This window comes from Streptomyces calidiresistens (assembly GCF_014141525.1).
In the GTDB taxonomy this organism is placed as follows: Bacteria; Actinomycetota; Actinomycetes; order Streptomycetales; family Streptomycetaceae; genus Streptomyces; species Streptomyces calidiresistens.
In genome coordinates this window covers 1-15,185 of sequence record NZ_VKHS01000040.1, presented here as the reverse complement: position 1 = coordinate 15,185, position 15,185 = coordinate 1, and the positions used below count along the sequence as shown (strand labels likewise).

Sequence of the window (15,185 nt, the reverse complement as noted above, 5' to 3'; positions counted from 1 at the left end):
GGGTCAGCGCACGCCCGGGTGGACGGGGATGCCCCCCTCCGGCGGCGGGAACACCAGGAACTCGTTGCCCTCCGGATCGGCCAGCACGTCCCAGTCCCGGGCGCCCTCGCGTTCGGAGACCATGGTCGCGCCCATCGCCAGCAGGCGCCCGGTGTCGCCCCACACGTCCAGCCGGACGGGATTCCGGCTCGCGGCCCGTTCCCCGACCGGCGTGATCCAGATGGTCGGCCCCTCGCCCCCCGGGTCGTGGATGGCCACCGGCCACTCCGCCGGGCGCGGCTGCGCCTCCCCGGCCCACTGCTCCCGGCGCCGGTATCCCAGGGCCTCGCACCACCAATCGGCGAGCCGCTGGTGGTCCAGTGCCTCCAGGGTGAGGTTCCGGAAAGTGGCCGGGGCGTCGCCCCGCTGCTCCGCGCTCATCCCGCCTCCGTCGCGTCGTTCCGACCGCCCATGCGGTCGCGGGCCCCGTACCCCGCGTCGGGTGGATCATGCCCGGCACGGGGTGCGCCGGCTCGCGGGAACCTCCCCGGGGCCGCCCGCCCGACGCGCCCTAGCATGACGGCATGACCCCCGAACCCCCCGGTCCCGGACCGGTCCTGGTCTACTCCCGCACCGCCGACTACCGGCACGAGTCGATCCCGCACGCCGTGGCGGCGCTGCACGAACTGGGTGCCGGGCACGGCTTCCGGGTCACCGCCACCGAGGACCCCGGCGAGCTGACGGCCGAACTGCCGCACCACCCCGTGGTCGTCTTCCTCTCCACCAGCGGGGAGGTCCTCACCGACGCCGCCCGGACGGCCCTGCGCGCCCACCAGGGCGCGGGAGGCGGTTTCGTCGGGATCCACGCCGCGAGCTGCACCGAGTACGGCTGGCCCTGGTACGGCCGCCTGGTGGGGGCCCGCTTCACCGAACACCCCGAACTCCAGCCCGGCGTGGTGGTCGTGGAGGACCGGGACCATCCGGCCACCGCGCACCTGCCCGCCCGCTGGGAGTTCACCGACGAGTGGTACGCCTTCGACCGCAACCCGCGCGGCCGGGTCAGGATGCTCGCCTCGGCCGACGGGAGCACCTTCCGCGGTGGCACCCCCGGCGCCGACCGACCCCTGGTGTGGTGCCACGAGGACACCGGCGGCCGTTCCTTCCACACCGCCCTCGGCCACACCGTGGAGTGCTGGGGCGACCCGCTCTTCCGGGCCCACGTGCTGGGCGGGATCCGTTGGGCCGGTGGCGCCGAACCGTCGTGAGCCCGGCGAGGGGCGGGCCTTCCCCGCCCCGGACGCCGCGGGCCGGGAGACGCGCAGGGGCGAAACACGACGTGAGACGATGCCCCGGGGCGGGTCCCCGCCGTTCCCCGCCCCTCCGCACGCACGTCGAGGAGACCACCGGGTGAGCCGATACACCGCCGCCGAGGACCGCTACTCCACCATGCAGTACCGCCGGTGCGGTCGCAGCGGGGTACTGCTGCCCGCCGTCTCCCTGGGACTGTGGCACAACTTCGGGGACGCCACCCCGCTGGAGACCCAGCGCGCCGTGCTGCGCCGGGCCTTCGACCGCGGCGTCACCCACATCGACCTGGCCAACAACTACGGCCCCCCCTACGGCTCGGCCGAGGCCAACTTCGGCACCCTCTTCGCGCAGGACCTCCGTCCCTACCGGGACGAGCTCTTCATCGCCACCAAGGCGGGCTACGACATGTGGCCCGGCCCCTACGGCGAATGGGGTTCGCGCAAGTACCTCCTGGCCAGCCTCGACCAGTCGCTGAAGCGGATGGGTCTGGAGTACGTGGATGTCTTCTACTCCCACCGCTTCGACCCCGAGACCCCCCTGGAGGAGACCCTCGGCGCGCTGGACACCGCCGTGCGGCAGGGCAAGGCGCTGTACGTCGGGATCTCCAACTACCCCGCCGACCAGCACCGGCGCGCGGTGCAGATCCTGCGCTCCATGGGCACCCCCCTGCTGATCCACCAGTCGGCGTACAACATGATCGACCGTCGGCTGGAGGACGAGGTCCTGGACGCCGTCGGCGACACCGGCACCGCCCTGATCGCCTACTCCCCGCTGGCCCAGGGACTGCTGACCGACCGCTACCTGACCGGCGAGGTACCCGCCGACTCCCGCATGGCGCAGGCCCGTTTCCTGCGCCCCGAGGCACTGACCGACAGCCGCCTGGAGATGCTGCGCTCCCTCGACGCCTTCGCCCGGGGGAGGGGGCAGACCCTCGCCCAGCTCGCCCTGGCGTGGGTGCTGCGCGACCCGCGGGTGGTCTCGGTGCTGATCGGCGCCGGCAGCGTGGCCCAGCTGGACCAGAACCTCGCGGCGATCGAGTCGGGGCCGCTCACCTTCGGCGAACTCGCCGAGATCGACCGGATCATGGGGCCCGAACTGCTGGAGTGACCCGGCCGGCCCCGCCCGTGGACCGACCGGGGCGCCTCAGGGCCCCGTCGTCCCCGGCGGGGCCGGATCGGCGGTCCCGCCGTTCCCGGTGGGGCCGACCAGCACCACCTCCAGCACCCGGGGGCCGTGCACGCCCTCCACCCGGTCCAGTTCGATGTCGCTGGTGGCGGAGGGCCCGGAGATCCAGGTCTGCGGACGGTGCGGCACCAGCCGGGGCATCGCCTCCGGCAGCGACGCCACCACCTGGTCCGGCACCCGCACCACGCACAGGTGGTGGTCCGGGATCAGGGTGATCCGCCGCCGCCCCTGGTCGGGGGAGCCGTCCAGCACGATGGTGCCGGTCTCCGCGATCGCCAGGGCGCACCCGGTGACCACCGAGTCCACGGCGTCCAGTTCGGCGGCGCCGATGGCGGGATCGTCCGCCACCCGGGTGATGTCCGCCGGCAGCCAGGCGTCCGGGACCCCCGGCGGGACGACCGCGCTCCGCGCCCCGCGCGCCGCCAGCAGCCGGGCGATCAGCGCCGGCAGGCCCTCCGGCTCCACCCGGTGCACCAGGGCCCGGTAGTCGGCCAGGTTCTCCGCCAGCAGCTCCACCGCGGTCGCCGCCCGGTCGGGGCCCTCGGGGAGATGGGAGGCGAGGTACCGCCGGGGCACCGGCGGAACCCCCGCGCCCGGGCCGGTGCCCCCGAGGGCGCGCCGGATCCGGCCGAGCACCACCTCGCGACTGCCGTGCGCGGTTCCCGCCGCGCGCGCGTGATCGCTCACGACCGGTCCTCCCGCTGTCCGTCGCCACTCGCGGTGCCGCCGCCGGCGCCCGCCTCCCGGGTGCGCCGCCACCACCGGCGGAAGGACTCCGCGGGCACCTCCGGCAGATCCCGGCTCGCCGTCCACGCCGCGCCCGGGCCGGGCAGCCGACGCGGGTGCAGCCGGCGGGTGCGCCCGGCGGCCCGCTGCCCGGCGCGCACCACGCCGGGGTGGTCCAGTGCCCACCGGGCGGCCCGCATCACGGCCCGTTCGGCGGCGTGCCCGCGCGCCGGCCTCAGCCGCACCCGGCTGCCGCGTACGGTCACCTCGCCGCCCTCGACCACCCGTTCACGCAGGTGCACCAGCACCCGGGGGATGTCGATGGCCACCGGGCAGACCTCGTAGCAGGCCCCGCACAACGAGGAGGCGTACGGCAGCGAGGCGTCCAGCTCGCTTCCGACGCCCCGGAGCTGGGGGGTGAGGATCGCCCCGATCGGGCCCGGATAGGCCGAACCGTAGGCGTGGCCGCCGGCCCGCTCGTAGACCGGACAGACGTTCAGGCACGCGGAACAGCGAATGCAGCGCAGGGCCTGGCGACCCACGGTGTCGGCCAACACGTCGGTACGGCCGTTGTCCAGCAGCACCAGGTGGAACTCGCGGGGGCCGTCGCCCTCGGTGGTGCCCGTCCACATGGTGGTGTACGGGTTCATCCGTTCGGCGGTGGAGGAGCGCGGCAGCAACTGCAGGAAGACCTCCAGATCCCGCCAGGTCGGCACCACCTTCTCGATGCCCACCACCGAGATCAGCGTCTCGGGCAGCGTGAGGCACATCCGTCCGTTGCCCTCGGACTCCACGACCACCATCGTGCCGGTCTCGGCGACCATGAAATTGGCCCCGGAGATCCCCACCCGCGCCCGCAGGAACTTCTCCCGCAGGTGCAGGCGGGCCGCCTCGGCGAGTTCGGCCGGTCGGTCGGTGAGGTCGCCGGGGGCCGCCCGACCCCACTCGCCCATCCGCTCGCGGAAGATGTCCCGGATCTCCGCCCGGTTGCGGTGGATGGCCGGTACCAGGATGTGGGAGGGCAGGTCGTCGCCGAGCTGCACGATCAGTTCGGCGAGGTCGGTCTCGTAGGCGGTGATGCCGGCCCCGGCCAGGGCCTCGTTCAGCCCGATCTCCTGGGTGGCCATCGACTTGACCTTGATCGCCTCGGTCTCGCCGGTGGCGTGCACCAACTCGGTGACGATGCGGTTGGCCTCGTCCGCGTCCGCGGCCCAGTGCACGGTGCCGCCCGCGGCGGTCACCGCCTCCTCCAGCCGCTCCAGGTGATCGTCCAGCCGCAGCAGCACCTCGTCCTTGATCGCGGCACCGGCCGCGCGCAACTCCGGCCAGTCGGACAGTTCGGCGACCGCGCGGGCCCGCTTGTCCCGGATGGTGTGGGTGGCGTGCCGCAGGTTTTCGAGCAGGGTGGTGTTCCGGCCGGCCGCCTCGGCGGCGGTGGGGAAGTCGCGCGGGGCCCCGGGCCGGTTGCCGGGCACGGCCCGACGGGGCATGCCGAGGAAGGTGCCGCTCATCGGATCGCCCCCCGCGTCCCCGTCCCGTGCCCCGTCGCGCCCGCGCTCTCCCCGGTGGAGGCGAGGATCTCCGCCAGGTGCACCGGGCGGACCGGGGATCCGGCCCGCCGCAGCACGCCGCCGATGTGCATCAGGCAGGAGTTGTCCACCGTGCACACCGCCGAGGCACCGGTGGAGACCACCGCCCGGGCCTTGTCCCGGCCCATCGAGGTGGACACCGCGGCGTTCTTCACCGCGAAGGTGCCGCCGAAACCACAGCACTCCTCGGCGCCGGGCAGCTCCACCAGCTCCAGGCCGCGCACCCGCTCCAACAGCCGGCGGGGCCGGTCCCCCAGTCCCAGGGCCCGCAGCCCGTGGCAGGTGGGGTGGTAGGTCACGGTGTGCGGGTAGTACGCCCCCACGTCGGTCACCCCCAGGACATCCACCAGGAACTCGGTCAGCTCCAGTGTCCGTCGCGCGGCGTCCGCCGCGCCCGGCACCGCGAACCCCGGGTGGTGGTCGCGCACCATCGCGGCGCAGGAGCCCGAGGGGGTCACGATGTGGTCGTATCCGGCGAAGGCCTCCGCGTACCTGCGCACCAGCGGCTCGGTCTCGCTCCGGTACCCGGTGTTGAACTGCGGCTGCCCGCAGCAGCTCTGCGCCTCGGGGAACCCCACCTCCACGCCCAACCGCTCCAGCAGCGTCACCACCGCCCGGCCGGTGTCGGGGTACAGGGTGTCGTTCACACAGGTGATGAAGAGCCCCACCCGCATCCGCTCAGCCATGCAGTCGCTCCTCCGCCCGCCGCCAGGGCTCCGTTCCGCCCCGCGGCTCATGGTGCCGCAGCGGCAGCCCGGACCGCAGCAGGGCCCGCAGCTCGGCGAGCCCGCCGGTCACCACACCGGTCGCCCGGGCCTGCACCAGGGCGTTGCCCAGCGCGGCGGCCTCGGCGGGACCGGCCACCACCGGCAGGCCGCACGCCTCGGCGGTCAGCCGGCACAGCAGCTCGTTGCGGGCGCCGCCGCCGACCACGTGCACCACGTCGATGTCGTGTCCGGCGAGCCGGCCGGCATCCGCCAGGGCGCGGCGGTGGGCCAGGGCGAGCGAGTCCAGGACGCAGCGCACGGTCTCCGCCCGCTCCCGGGGCGCCGGTTCCCCGCCGCGCCGACACGCCTCCGCGATCCGGGCGGGCATGTCGCCGGGGGCGATGAGGGACTCGTCCCCGGCGTCCACCACCGAGCGCAGCGGTTCGGCGCGCCCGGCCGCCGCCAGCAGTTCCGACAGGTCGGGCGCGGCACCGTCCTCCGCCTCCCAGGTGCGCAGGCACTCCTGGAGCAGCCACAGGCCCATGATGTTGCGCAGGTAGCGGACGGTGCCGTCCACGCCCAACTCGTTGGTGAAGTTCGCCCGCCGGCTCTCCTCGGTCAGCACGGGTTCGGTGAGTTCCAACCCCGCCAGGGACCAGGTGCCGGTGGCGATGTACCCGAACCGCCGGCCGGTCCCCTCCGCGTCCACGGGCACCCCCACCACCGCCGAGGCGGTGTCGTGGGAGCCGACCGCGATCACCGGCACCGGGCCGGTCAGGCCGGTCTCCGCCAGGACGTGCGGCAGCAGCTGCCCGGCGGGGTCGCCGGGTCGCCGCAGCGGGGGGAAGAGGCCCGGGTCGATGTCCAGGGCGTCGGTCACCTCCCGGGACCAGTCCCGGGTGCGCGGGTCGATCAGCTGGGTGGTGGAGGCGTTGGTCAGCTCGGTGCCGGCCTCCCCGGTGAGCCAGTACGCGATCAGATCCGGGATCAGCATCACCCGCCGGACGGCCGACCACGCGGCGCCACCGCGCGCCGCCGTCAGCTGGTAGATCGTGTTGAACGGCAGGTGCTGCAGGCCGGTGGCGGCGTACAGCCGGTCGGGCGGCAGCACGGCCGCCACCTTCTCCGCCGTGCCCTCCATCCGGGCGTCCCGGTAGTGCACGGGGTTGCCCAGCAGGGCGCCGTCCGCGTCCAGCAGACCGTGGTCCACCGCCCACGAGTCGATCCCCACGCCGGCCAGCCGGCCGCCGGTGATCCGGCCGGCCTCCCGCAGCCCGTCCAGCACGCCGCGGTACAGCCCGGGGATGTCCCAGTACAGGGTGGGGCCCATCCGCACCGGACGGTTGGGGAAGCGGTGCACCTCGCGCAGGTCCAGTCGGTCGGCCCCCACCGTCACGAGCATCACCCGGCCGCTGGACGCCCCGAGGTCCACGGCGGCGAAGGCCCCGCCCCGGGGGGACTCCCCGGGGCGGGGGCCGGTGGTCGCGCCGCTCATCGCAGGAAGGCCGCGGCGACGCCCGCGTCGACCGGGATGTGCAGGCCGGTGGTGTGCGACAGGTCGCCGGCGGTCAGGGTGTACACGGCGGCCGCCACGTGCTCGGGCAGCACCTCGCGCTTGAGCAGGGTCCGCTGCGCGTAGAACTCGCCCAGCCTCTCCTCCTCCACGCCGTACACCGCGGCCCGCTCGGCGCCCCAACCCCCGGCGAAGATGCCGGAGCCGCGCACCACACCGTCCGGGTTGACGCCGTTGACCCGGATGCCGTGCTCCCCGAGTTCGGCGGCGAGCAGCCGCACCTGATGGGCCTGGTCGGCCTTGGTGGCGCCGTAGGCGATGTTGTTGGGACCGGCGAAGACGCCGTTCTTGGAGACGATGTAGACGATGTCCCCGCCCATGTCCTGGGCGATCATCATCCGGGCCGCCTCGCGGGAGACCAGGAACGAGCCGCGTGCCATGATGCGGTGCTGCAGGTCCCAGTCGGCCGCGGTGGTCTCGGTCAGCGACTTGGAGACGGAGATGCCCGCGTTGTTGACCACCAGGTCGATGCCGCCGAAGGCCAGCGCGCCGACCGCGAACGCCTCGGCGATCGCCTCCTCGGAGGTGACGTCGGTGGCCACCGCCACCGCCCGGTCCGGGCCGCCCAACTCCCCGGCCACCTCGGCGGAGCGCTCGGCGTCCAGGTCGGCGACCACGACGCAGGCGCCCTCGGCGGCGAGCCGGCGGGCGGTGGCCAGGCCGATGCCGGAGGCCGCCCCGGTGACCAGCGCCACCCGGGTCGCCAGCGGCTTGGGCGCCGGCATCCGCCGCAGCTTGGCCTCCTCCAGTTCCCAGTACTCGATCCGGAACTTCTCGGACTCCTCGATGGGGGCGTACCGGGAGATCGCCTCGGCGCCGCGCATCACGTTGATGGCGTTGACGTAGAACTCGCCGGCCACCCGGGCGGTCTGCTTGTCCTTGCCGAAGGAGAACATCCCGACGCCGGGGACCAGCACGATCGCCGGGTCGGCGCCGCGCATGGCGGGGGAGTCGGGGGTCGCGTGTCGCTCGTAGTAGGTGCGGTACTCCTCGCGGTACTCCGCGTGCAGTTCGCGCAGCCGCTCCACCGCGCGCTCCGGCGGGGTGTCGGCCGGCAGGTCCAGGACCATCGGCCGCACCTTGGTGCGCAGGAAGTGGTCGGGGCAGGAGGTGCCCAGGGCGGCCAGCCGGGGGTGCTCGGCGCGGGAGAGGAAGTCCAGCACCGCCGCGTCGTCGGTGAAGTGCCCCAACTGCGGGCGGTCGGTGGAGGCCAGGCCCCGGATCACGGGGGCCAGGGCCGCGGCCCTGGCCCGCCGCTCCTCCTCCGGCAGCGGCGCCCACTCCTCGCGCACCGCGCCGAAGGGCTCGGGGCGGCCCCGCTCGGCGATGAAGCGCTCGGCGGTGCGGATGATGTCCAGGGAGTTGCGCTCGCACTCCTCGGAGGTGTCGCCCCAGGCGGTGATGCCGTGGCCGCCCAGGACGCAACCGATCGCCCGCGGGTTGGCCTCCTTGACGGCGGCGATGTCCAGGCCGAGTTGGAAGCCGGGGCGGCGCCAGGGCACCCACACCACGCGGTCGCCGAAGCACTCGGCGGTCAGCTTCTCCCCGTCGGCGGCACAGGCCAGGGCGATGCCGGAGTCGGGGTGCAGGTGGTCCACGTGCGCGGCCTCCACCAGGCCGTGCATGGCGGTGTCGATGGAGGGGGCGGCGCCCCCCCTGCCGTGCAGGCAGTAGTCGAAGGCCGCGACCATCTCGTCCTCGCGCTCCACCCCGGGGTAGACCCCGGTCAGCGCGCGCAGACGGTCCAGCCGCAGCGCGGCCAGGCCCCCCTCGGTGAGGGTGCCCAGGTCGCCCCCGGAGCCCTTGACCCACATCAGGTCGATGTCGGCGCCGGTGACCGGGTCGACGGCGGTGCCCTTGGCGGAGGTGTTGCCGCCGGCGTAGTTGGTGTTGCGCGGATCGGCTCCCAGTCGGTGCGAGCGCTCCAACAGCTCGGTGACCGGCCGGGGCGTGGCGTCCGTCATCTTCTCCCTGCTTCCTGGCTTCCTGGCTTCCTGTGCTGCCGGTACGGGGGCCCGGGCGGTCCCGGGCGGCAGGCCGCCCGGGACCGGCGGGATCAGGCGCCCCAGCCCGCCTGCTCGCCGCCCCGGCGGTCGGCGACGATGCGCTCGGCCCAGCCGGAGCGCCGGTAGGCGGCGATGGGGTCGGGGTCCAACCCCCGGTCCTCGCGCAGTTCCGCGAGCAACGGACGCACGTCGGTGTTGTAGGCGTCCATCAGGACCGCGTTGGCGCCGAGCACGTCACCGGCCCGTTGGGCGACGGACAGCGCCTCCCGGTCCACCAGCAGGGCCTTGGCGGTGGCCTCCTGGACGTTCATCACCGAGCGGATGATCGCGGGGATCTTGGGCTCGATGTTGTGGCACTGGTCCAGCATGAAGGCGACCTCGGGCACGAACCCGCCGCCCCCGATCACCTCGTGCATGATGCGGAACAGCTGGAAGGGGTCGGCGGAGCCGACCATCAGGTCGTCGTCGGCGTAGAAGCGGGAGTTGAAGTCGAAGCCGCCGAGCCTCCCCTCGCGCAGCAGGACCGCCACGATGAACTCGATGTTGGTGCCCGGCGCGTGGTGGCCCGTGTCCACCACGACCTGCGCCCGTTCGCCCAGCCGCAGGCAGTGGGAGAACGCGGTGCCCCAGTCCGGCACGTCGGTGGTGTAGAAGGCCGGCTCGAAGAACTTGTACTCCAGCAGCATCCGCTGGTCGGCGCCCAGGCGCTCGTACACGGCGGTCAACGCCTCGGCGAGACGGTCCTGGCGGGCACGGATGTCGTCCTGACCGGGATAGTTGGTGCCGTCGGCGAACCACAGCTTCAGATCCCGCGAACCGGTGGCGTCCATGATGTCCACGCACTCGAGCAGGTGGTCCAGGGCCTTGCGGCGCACCCGGGGATCGGGGTGGCAGACGCTGCCCAGTCGGTAGTCGTCGTCCTGGAAGACGTTGGAGTTGATCGTCCCCAGCCGCAGGCCCAGGTCCTTGGCGAAGGTCGCCAGGGCCGCGTAGTCGTCGACCCGGTCCCAGGGGATGTGCAGGGCCACCGAGGGGGCGGCGCCGGTCAGTTCGTGCACCCGGGCGGCGTCCTCGAGCTTCTCCCGCGGGGTGCGCGGGACACCCTCCTGGGCGAATACCTTGAACCGGGTGCCGGAGTTTCCGTAGGCCCATGAGGGGGTTTCGATGGCCTGGGTGGCGAGGGCCGCCTTGACGGCGGAGGGGGCGGTCATGCGATCAGGGCTCCCGGGTGGCTGGACACCGCTGTGAATCGTTTCACTGACCCGACGCTAAGAGGGGGCCGGGAGTCGTGTCAAGACGGCGGTGGGCATCGGGCGGGAACCGGGCGGGAGTGATCTCCGGAGCGCCCGTGAACAGCCGATCTTGACGCGCTGTGATGGTCCGGCTAGCTTGCGTCCCCCATGGATGAAACCTTTCATGAAGGAGCGGTGCCGTGCGGCGGATCTGCTTTCTGCTCAAGGTTCGCGCGGACCGGCTGGAGGAGTACCGGGAGCGCCACGCCGACGTCTGGCCGGAGATGCGCCGGGCGCTGAGCGGGGCGGGGTGGCGCAACTACTCCCTCTTCCTGCGCGAGGACGGCCTGTTGGTGGGCTATCTCGAGACCGAGGACTTCGGGGCGGCCCGGGAGGCGATGGCCCGCACCGAGGTCAATGCCCGCTGGCAGGCGGAGATGGCGGAGTTCTTCGAGGAACTCGACGGGGTCGGCCCCGACGAGGCGATGCGCCCGCTGACCGAGGTCTTCCACCTGGACTGACCGCTCGCGGCCGGGCGGCGCCGGACTGCCGGAACTCCGGCCCGTCCCCGAAAACGAACGGATGACAACTCTTCCGATCGGGTTCGAACGGTGGGGGGATGTCCGTTCGTGATCATTCGTGGTTCCGGGGCCGACTCGGGGATCGTCCGGTGTCCTCGCGTCCCCCGGCCGCCTACCATGTCCCGGCGGCGGACGACGAGGGCGACCGGCGGGGCACGACGAGAGAACGGAACGGGGACGATGACGCACACGGTCGGGATCAAGGAGGTCGCCCGACGGGCCGGCGTGTCGGTGGGAACGGTCTCCAACGTCATCAACCGTCCCCACATGGTCGCCGAGGACACCCGCCGCCGGGTGCGCGCGGCCATCAGCGAACTCGGCTACGTGCGCAGTGAGTCGGCCCGGCAACTGCGGGCCGGCCGCAGCCGCATCATCGCCCTGCTCGTCCTGGACATGGCCAACCCCTTCTTCGTCGACGTCGCGATGGGCGCCGAACGCGTCGCGCGGGCCTCCGGGTTGGGGGTCATGCTCTGCAACAGCGCGCAAAGCGTTTCCGAGGAGGCCGACTACCTCTCGCTCTTCGCCGAACAGCGGGTGCGCGGTGTCCTGGTCACCCCCGCCGACATGACGGGCCGCAACCTCACCGCCTTCCGCCGGCACAACATCCCCTTCGTCCTGGTGGACCGGGTGCTGCCCAGCGCGGAGGGCTGCTCGGTCTCGGTGGACGACGTGCGCGGAGGCGCCCTGGCCGTCCGCCACCTGCTGGCCGAGGGGCACGAGCGGATCACCTACGTCAGCGGGCCGATGTCCCTGCAGCAGTGCCGCGACCGACTCTCCGGCGCCCTCCTCGCCCTGGAGGAGGCCGGCCTGGGACCGGAGGACCTGCGCCACCTGGAGGCCGAGCGCCTGGACGTCGCCGCCGGACGGGACGCCGGCGCCCGGCTGCTGGGCGCCGATCCCCGACCCGGGGCGGTCTTCTGCGCCAACGACCTGTTGGCCCTGGGGGTCCTCCAGGCCTTCTTCGCCGCCGGGGTGCGGGTGCCCGAGGACGTGGCGATGGTCGGCTACGACGACATCGAGTTCGCGGCCGCGGCGGCGGTGCCGCTGACCTCGGTGCGGCAACCCGCCGGTCGGATGGGGCGCGAGGCCGCCGAACTGCTGCTGCAGGAGACCGGCGAGGACGCCGCCCGGCACCGGCACCGGCGCATCGTGCTGGAACCCGAGCTGATCGTCCGCGAATCGAGCCTCGGTCCGCGCGCCGGCCGTCGGTGAGACCCCTCCCGGGGGATCATCGGGACCACGTACCGAGGCGGGCCCCGGGAACCGGGGCGGAGGAGGAGCGGACGATGACGGTCGGATCGCGCACCCGGGAGCTGCGGGTGACCACCGGTGGGCGGGAGACCGTCCACGATCTCACCGGGGAGTGCGAGGCCTTCCTCGCGGAGGAGGCGGCCGGTGCCGACGGCCTGCTCAACGTCTTCGTGCCGCACGCCACGGCGGGCATCGCGATCCTGGAGACCGGGGCCGGGAGCGACGAGGACCTTCTCGCCGCGCTGCGCGACCTGCTGCCCGCCGACGACCGCTGGCGCCACCGCCACGGCAGCCCCGGACACGGCCGCGACCACGTGCTGCCGGCCCTGGTCCCGCCCCACGCCACCCTTCCGGTGGTGGGCGGTCGGATGGCGCTGGGCACCTGGCAGAGCGTCTGCCTGGTGGACACCAACGTCGACAACCCGGATCGACGGGTGCGGCTGAGCTTCCTGGGGTGACGGGGGAGGGGAGCACGCCCGTCGTGGATCGCCCCGGTTCGACGGCCCGACACCGGTCGCGGGACCGGACCGGGGCCGGGGTCCGGCCGCGCCTGCACGGCGCCCCGCGGGGCGCACCGCGTCGTGCGGACCCGCCGGATACGGACGGACGACTGCGCCGGGGACGGCGTGCCCCTTCGGGCGGTGCTCACGCGGAGGGGAGCCCCAGCCCATCCACGTCGCGGACGACGGTGACCCGGCCGCCGTCGCCGGGGTCGGGATCGGGCAGGATCGTCTCCGGGTCGACGAGGTGGACCTCGTGGTCGTCCAGCGTCAGCCGACGCGCGACCTCCAGCACCATCCGCCGTGCCACGTCGTCGATCGCGTGGACGCGGGTGAGGTCGATGGCCACCCGGGTCTCCGGGGGAGCGGTCTCCATGATCTCCCGGACCACGTGCTCGGCTCCCGCGAAGTCGATGCCGCCCTGGAGCTCCAGGACGCGGAGCGCGTCCGGTCCGCTGCCGACGACGTGGTTCGACCGTACGGTCGCCCGTCCGGGGGAGGGCACCTCCATCACATGCAGGCCCATGTCCGAGGAGAATCGCTCGAACAGGGATACCCCGCGCACACTGTTGCCGTGACGGTCCAGACGCGGTGAGAACGTGGCGATGCCGATGCGTCCGGGAAGTGCCCCGATCAGTCCTCCGGCCACCCCGCTCTTCGCGGGAATGCCGACCTGGGTCGCCCAGTCACCGGCCGCGTCGTACATCCCGCAGCTGAACATGACGCTGAGAACCTGGCGCACCACCGGTTTCGGCACCACCTGTTCACCCGAGAGCGGGTTCACGCCGTGATTGGCCAGCGTCGCCGCCATCATGGCCAGATCCCGGGTGGTGACGAGCACGGAGCACTGCCGGGTGTAGCCGTCGACGACACCCCTCGCGTCCTCGGTGAGGACGTCGTGGCTGCGCAGCATGTGCGCGATCGCGAGGTTGCGGTGTGCGTGTTCCATCTCCGAGGCGCACACCTCCTCATCCACCGCCAGTCGGCGATCGGCGAAGGCCGAGAGGCCGTGGACGACGCGTTCCACCCGTTCCGCCGGGCCGGGATTCCCCGCACCGACCAGGGAGTGAACGGTGATGGCACCGGCGTTGATCATGGGATTGAGCGGGCGTCCGGTGCCGCTTTCGAGGGAGATCTCGTTGAAGGCCTCTCCCGACGGCTCGACGCCGACCTTGGCGAGCACCGGGTCGAATCCGCGGTCGGCGAGGGCCAGGGCGTAGGCGAACGGCTTGGAGATCGACTGGATGGTGAACGGGACGTCGACGTCACCGGCGCCGTAGACCCGTCCGTCGACGGTGGCGAAGGCAGCGGCCAGCCGCTCGGGGTCGGCCGCCGCCAGCTCGGGGATGTAGGCCGCCGGTTCCCCGGAGGTGTCCGGCTCCACGTCTCCCAGTGCCTCGGCCAGATAATCGGGAATGATGGGCCGCATTTTCGTCTCTCCGTTCGGAACACCGGCTTCCGGCGCGGGGCGCGGCCGGACTCCGGGCGGCACCCTGTCGCCGGGCCGCATCCACGACGCCCGGTGGTTGCGTGGCCAGGCTACCGAGCGGCCCGTGCGGATCGGGCAACCGCGGATCGCCGACCACTGCGGCCGTGTCCCGTGGGACCCGGAGACCGCGAGCCGGTGTTCCACGGGGTGCCGGGATGGACCCGGGCGCGCGATCCGCCACCCACGCCTTCGGCGTGACCGTGAGACCGAGGTCCACGAGCTGCCCGAGCCGGGGCGTCACCGGGACGGTGGTCGCCGGCCGGGGCGCCCGGTGCCGAAGGCGGCCTCGCGCACGGCGCCCGGGGCCGCGAACGCGCTGTCCGTGTCGATCACGTGGACCACCTCCTCGACCCCGTCGTCGAAGGTCGGACCCCGGCCGGGCCGCCGGATCCCCCCGGCCGGACCCTTCACGACCACCCTCTCCACCGATTTGGCTGTAGAGCCCATCGAATGCTTTCCTGTGCGGGTATCACCATGTGGACGCGAAGGGGGCTCGGTGGGGTCGTACGGTAGGGGACCGCGGGAGGCGGCGCCGACCACGGCGCGACGGTGGTGGGTCCCCGACCCCGGCCGGGCACGCCTGCTCGTCGGCCTGCGGGCGGTGCTCGGCACCGGTCTCGCGGTGACCGCCGTCCTGCTCGCGGGATTCGGCCTGGAGGCCGCGCTGCTGGGCGGCCTGGCGGCGCTGCTGGCCCTCTTCACGGTCACCGACCCCGACGTGCGGCGGCAGATCTCGACCACGGCCCTGCTCCCCCTCGTGGGGCTGCCGGTGCTCGTGGCGGCGTGCTTCCTGCACGATCACCCGCTCGTCCGCTCGGCCGTGTTCCTCCTCGTCGTCTTCGTCGGTGTCTGGGCCCGCCGCTTCGGACCCCGCGGCAACGCCCTCGGCATCTTCGCGTTCATGATGCTCTTCGCGGTCCAGTTCCTCGGTGCCCCACCCGCCGACCTGGCGCGCCTCGTTCCCGCCGTCCTGCTCGCCCTGGCCTGCGCGGCCCTCGTGCGGTTCGTCCTGTGGTGCCGGGAGCGCCGCACCCCGCCCCCCTGTCTCTTATACACCTC

14 protein-coding genes and 1 pseudogene are annotated in these 15,185 nt (G+C 73.5%); 6 read left to right on the top strand and 9 right to left on the bottom strand.

What is annotated here, in order from left to right; all coding sequences use genetic code 11:
* Window positions 1–3: 3 nt before the first annotated feature.
* Window positions 4–420, bottom strand: coding sequence for a VOC family protein (locus FOE67_RS03750; protein ID WP_182660354.1), 417 nt, complete (start codon window positions 418–420; stop codon window positions 4–6).
* 143 nt (window positions 421–563) lie between these two features.
* Between FOE67_RS03750 and FOE67_RS03745 the strand changes: the two genes are divergently transcribed.
* Both FOE67_RS03745 and FOE67_RS03740 read left to right on the top strand, forming a co-directional pair.
* Window positions 564–1,244 carry a ThuA domain-containing protein gene (locus tag FOE67_RS03745; protein ID WP_182660352.1) on the top strand — a complete coding sequence of 227 codons (681 nt, stop codon included), beginning with the start codon at window positions 564–566 and terminating at the stop codon, window positions 1,242–1,244.
* A gap of 181 nt (window positions 1,245–1,425) precedes the next feature.
* Window positions 1,426–2,394, top strand: a complete 969-nt coding sequence (locus FOE67_RS03740; RefSeq protein WP_228473510.1) for an aldo/keto reductase — start codon at window positions 1,426–1,428, stop codon at window positions 2,392–2,394.
* Window positions 2,395–2,430: 36 nt separating this feature from the next.
* Here the strand turns inward: FOE67_RS03740 and FOE67_RS03735 are convergent, their stop codons facing one another.
* The 6 genes from FOE67_RS03735 to rhaI form a co-directional block, all read right to left on the bottom strand.
* The gene (locus FOE67_RS03735) at window positions 2,431–3,159 is read right to left on the bottom strand and encodes a LutC/YkgG family protein (RefSeq protein ID WP_323384148.1); all 729 of its coding nucleotides are present in this window, start codon (window positions 3,157–3,159) and stop codon (window positions 2,431–2,433) included.
* Window positions 3,156–4,709, bottom strand: a complete 1,554-nt coding sequence (locus FOE67_RS03730) for a lactate utilization protein B (RefSeq protein ID WP_182660348.1) — start codon at window positions 4,707–4,709, stop codon at window positions 3,156–3,158. The genes FOE67_RS03735 and FOE67_RS03730 overlap by 4 nt, the downstream gene beginning before the upstream one ends.
* On the bottom strand, window positions 4,706–5,461 hold the full coding sequence (locus tag FOE67_RS03725; protein ID WP_182660356.1) for a (Fe-S)-binding protein: 756 nt from the start codon (window positions 5,459–5,461) through the stop codon (window positions 4,706–4,708). The genes FOE67_RS03730 and FOE67_RS03725 overlap by 4 nt, the downstream gene beginning before the upstream one ends.
* A gap of 4 nt (window positions 5,462–5,465) precedes the next feature.
* Window positions 5,466–6,989 carry a rhamnulokinase gene (locus FOE67_RS03720; RefSeq protein WP_182660346.1) on the bottom strand — a complete coding sequence of 508 codons (1,524 nt, stop codon included), beginning with the start codon at window positions 6,987–6,989 and terminating at the stop codon, window positions 5,466–5,468.
* A complete protein-coding gene (locus FOE67_RS03715) occupies window positions 6,986–9,031 on the bottom strand; it encodes a bifunctional aldolase/short-chain dehydrogenase (RefSeq protein WP_182660344.1) in 2,046 nt (681 codons plus the stop codon). Before FOE67_RS03715 ends, FOE67_RS03720 begins: the two co-directional genes overlap by 4 nt.
* Window positions 9,032–9,123: 92 nt before the next feature.
* Window positions 9,124–10,284 (bottom strand): L-rhamnose isomerase, encoded by a 1,161-nt coding sequence (gene rhaI / locus FOE67_RS03710; protein ID WP_182660342.1) that lies wholly within the window; start codon window positions 10,282–10,284, stop codon window positions 9,124–9,126.
* Window positions 10,285–10,505: 221 nt separating this feature from the next.
* Here rhaI and FOE67_RS03705 point away from each other — a divergent pair, with 221 nt between their 5' ends.
* The 3 genes from FOE67_RS03705 (at window position 10,506) to FOE67_RS03695 (ending at window position 12,595) form a co-directional block, all read left to right on the top strand.
* The gene (locus FOE67_RS03705; protein ID WP_182660340.1) at window positions 10,506–10,826 is read left to right on the top strand and encodes an L-rhamnose mutarotase; all 321 of its coding nucleotides are present in this window, start codon (window positions 10,506–10,508) and stop codon (window positions 10,824–10,826) included.
* Window positions 10,827–11,066: 240 nt separating this feature from the next.
* Window positions 11,067–12,098, top strand: coding sequence for a LacI family DNA-binding transcriptional regulator (locus tag FOE67_RS03700; protein WP_182660338.1), 1,032 nt, complete (start codon window positions 11,067–11,069; stop codon window positions 12,096–12,098).
* Window positions 12,099–12,172: 74 nt separating this feature from the next.
* Window positions 12,173–12,595, top strand: a complete 423-nt coding sequence (locus tag FOE67_RS03695; protein WP_182660336.1) for a secondary thiamine-phosphate synthase enzyme YjbQ — start codon at window positions 12,173–12,175, stop codon at window positions 12,593–12,595.
* Window positions 12,596–12,782: 187 nt separating this feature from the next.
* Here the strand turns inward: FOE67_RS03695 and FOE67_RS03690 are convergent, their stop codons facing one another.
* Entirely contained in the window at window positions 12,783–14,066 is a 1,284-nt protein-coding gene (locus FOE67_RS03690) for a glutaminase (protein WP_182660334.1), read from the bottom strand.
* A 297-nt stretch (window positions 14,067–14,363) separates the two neighbouring features.
* A complete protein-coding gene (locus FOE67_RS03685) occupies window positions 14,364–14,552 on the bottom strand; it encodes a hypothetical protein (protein WP_182660332.1) in 189 nt (62 codons plus the stop codon).
* Between the two features lie 70 nt (window positions 14,553–14,622).
* On the opposite strand from FOE67_RS03685, the pseudogene FOE67_RS03680 reads away from it, so the two are divergent.
* A pseudogene (locus FOE67_RS03680) lies at window positions 14,623–15,185 on the top strand (FUSC family protein); the annotation flags it as partial.

What these genes read in the sequence shown, in the direction of transcription:
- FOE67_RS03700 (WP_182660338.1), top strand. Translation starts at nt 11,067, where the DNA reads ATGACGCACACGGTCGGGATCAAGGAGGTCGCCCGACGGGCCGGCGTG.
- FOE67_RS03690 (WP_182660334.1), bottom strand. Translation starts at nt 14,066, where the DNA reads ATGCGGCCCATCATTCCCGATTATCTGGCCGAGGCACTGGGAGACGTG.
- FOE67_RS03730 (WP_182660348.1), bottom strand. Translation starts at nt 4,709, where the DNA reads ATGAGCGGCACCTTCCTCGGCATGCCCCGTCGGGCCGTGCCCGGCAAC.
- FOE67_RS03720 (WP_182660346.1), bottom strand. Translation starts at nt 6,989, where the DNA reads ATGAGCGGCGCGACCACCGGCCCCCGCCCCGGGGAGTCCCCCCGGGGC.
- rhaI (WP_182660342.1), bottom strand. Translation starts at nt 10,284, where the DNA reads ATGACCGCCCCCTCCGCCGTCAAGGCGGCCCTCGCCACCCAGGCCATC.
- FOE67_RS03715 (WP_182660344.1), bottom strand. Translation starts at nt 9,031, where the DNA reads ATGACGGACGCCACGCCCCGGCCGGTCACCGAGCTGTTGGAGCGCTCG.
- FOE67_RS03745 (WP_182660352.1), top strand. Translation starts at nt 564, where the DNA reads ATGACCCCCGAACCCCCCGGTCCCGGACCGGTCCTGGTCTACTCCCGC.
- FOE67_RS03740 (WP_228473510.1), top strand. Translation starts at nt 1,426, where the DNA reads ATGCAGTACCGCCGGTGCGGTCGCAGCGGGGTACTGCTGCCCGCCGTC.
- FOE67_RS03695 (WP_182660336.1), top strand. Translation starts at nt 12,173, where the DNA reads ATGACGGTCGGATCGCGCACCCGGGAGCTGCGGGTGACCACCGGTGGG.
- FOE67_RS03725 (WP_182660356.1), bottom strand. Translation starts at nt 5,461, where the DNA reads ATGCGGGTGGGGCTCTTCATCACCTGTGTGAACGACACCCTGTACCCC.
- FOE67_RS03750 (WP_182660354.1), bottom strand. Translation starts at nt 420, where the DNA reads ATGAGCGCGGAGCAGCGGGGCGACGCCCCGGCCACTTTCCGGAACCTC.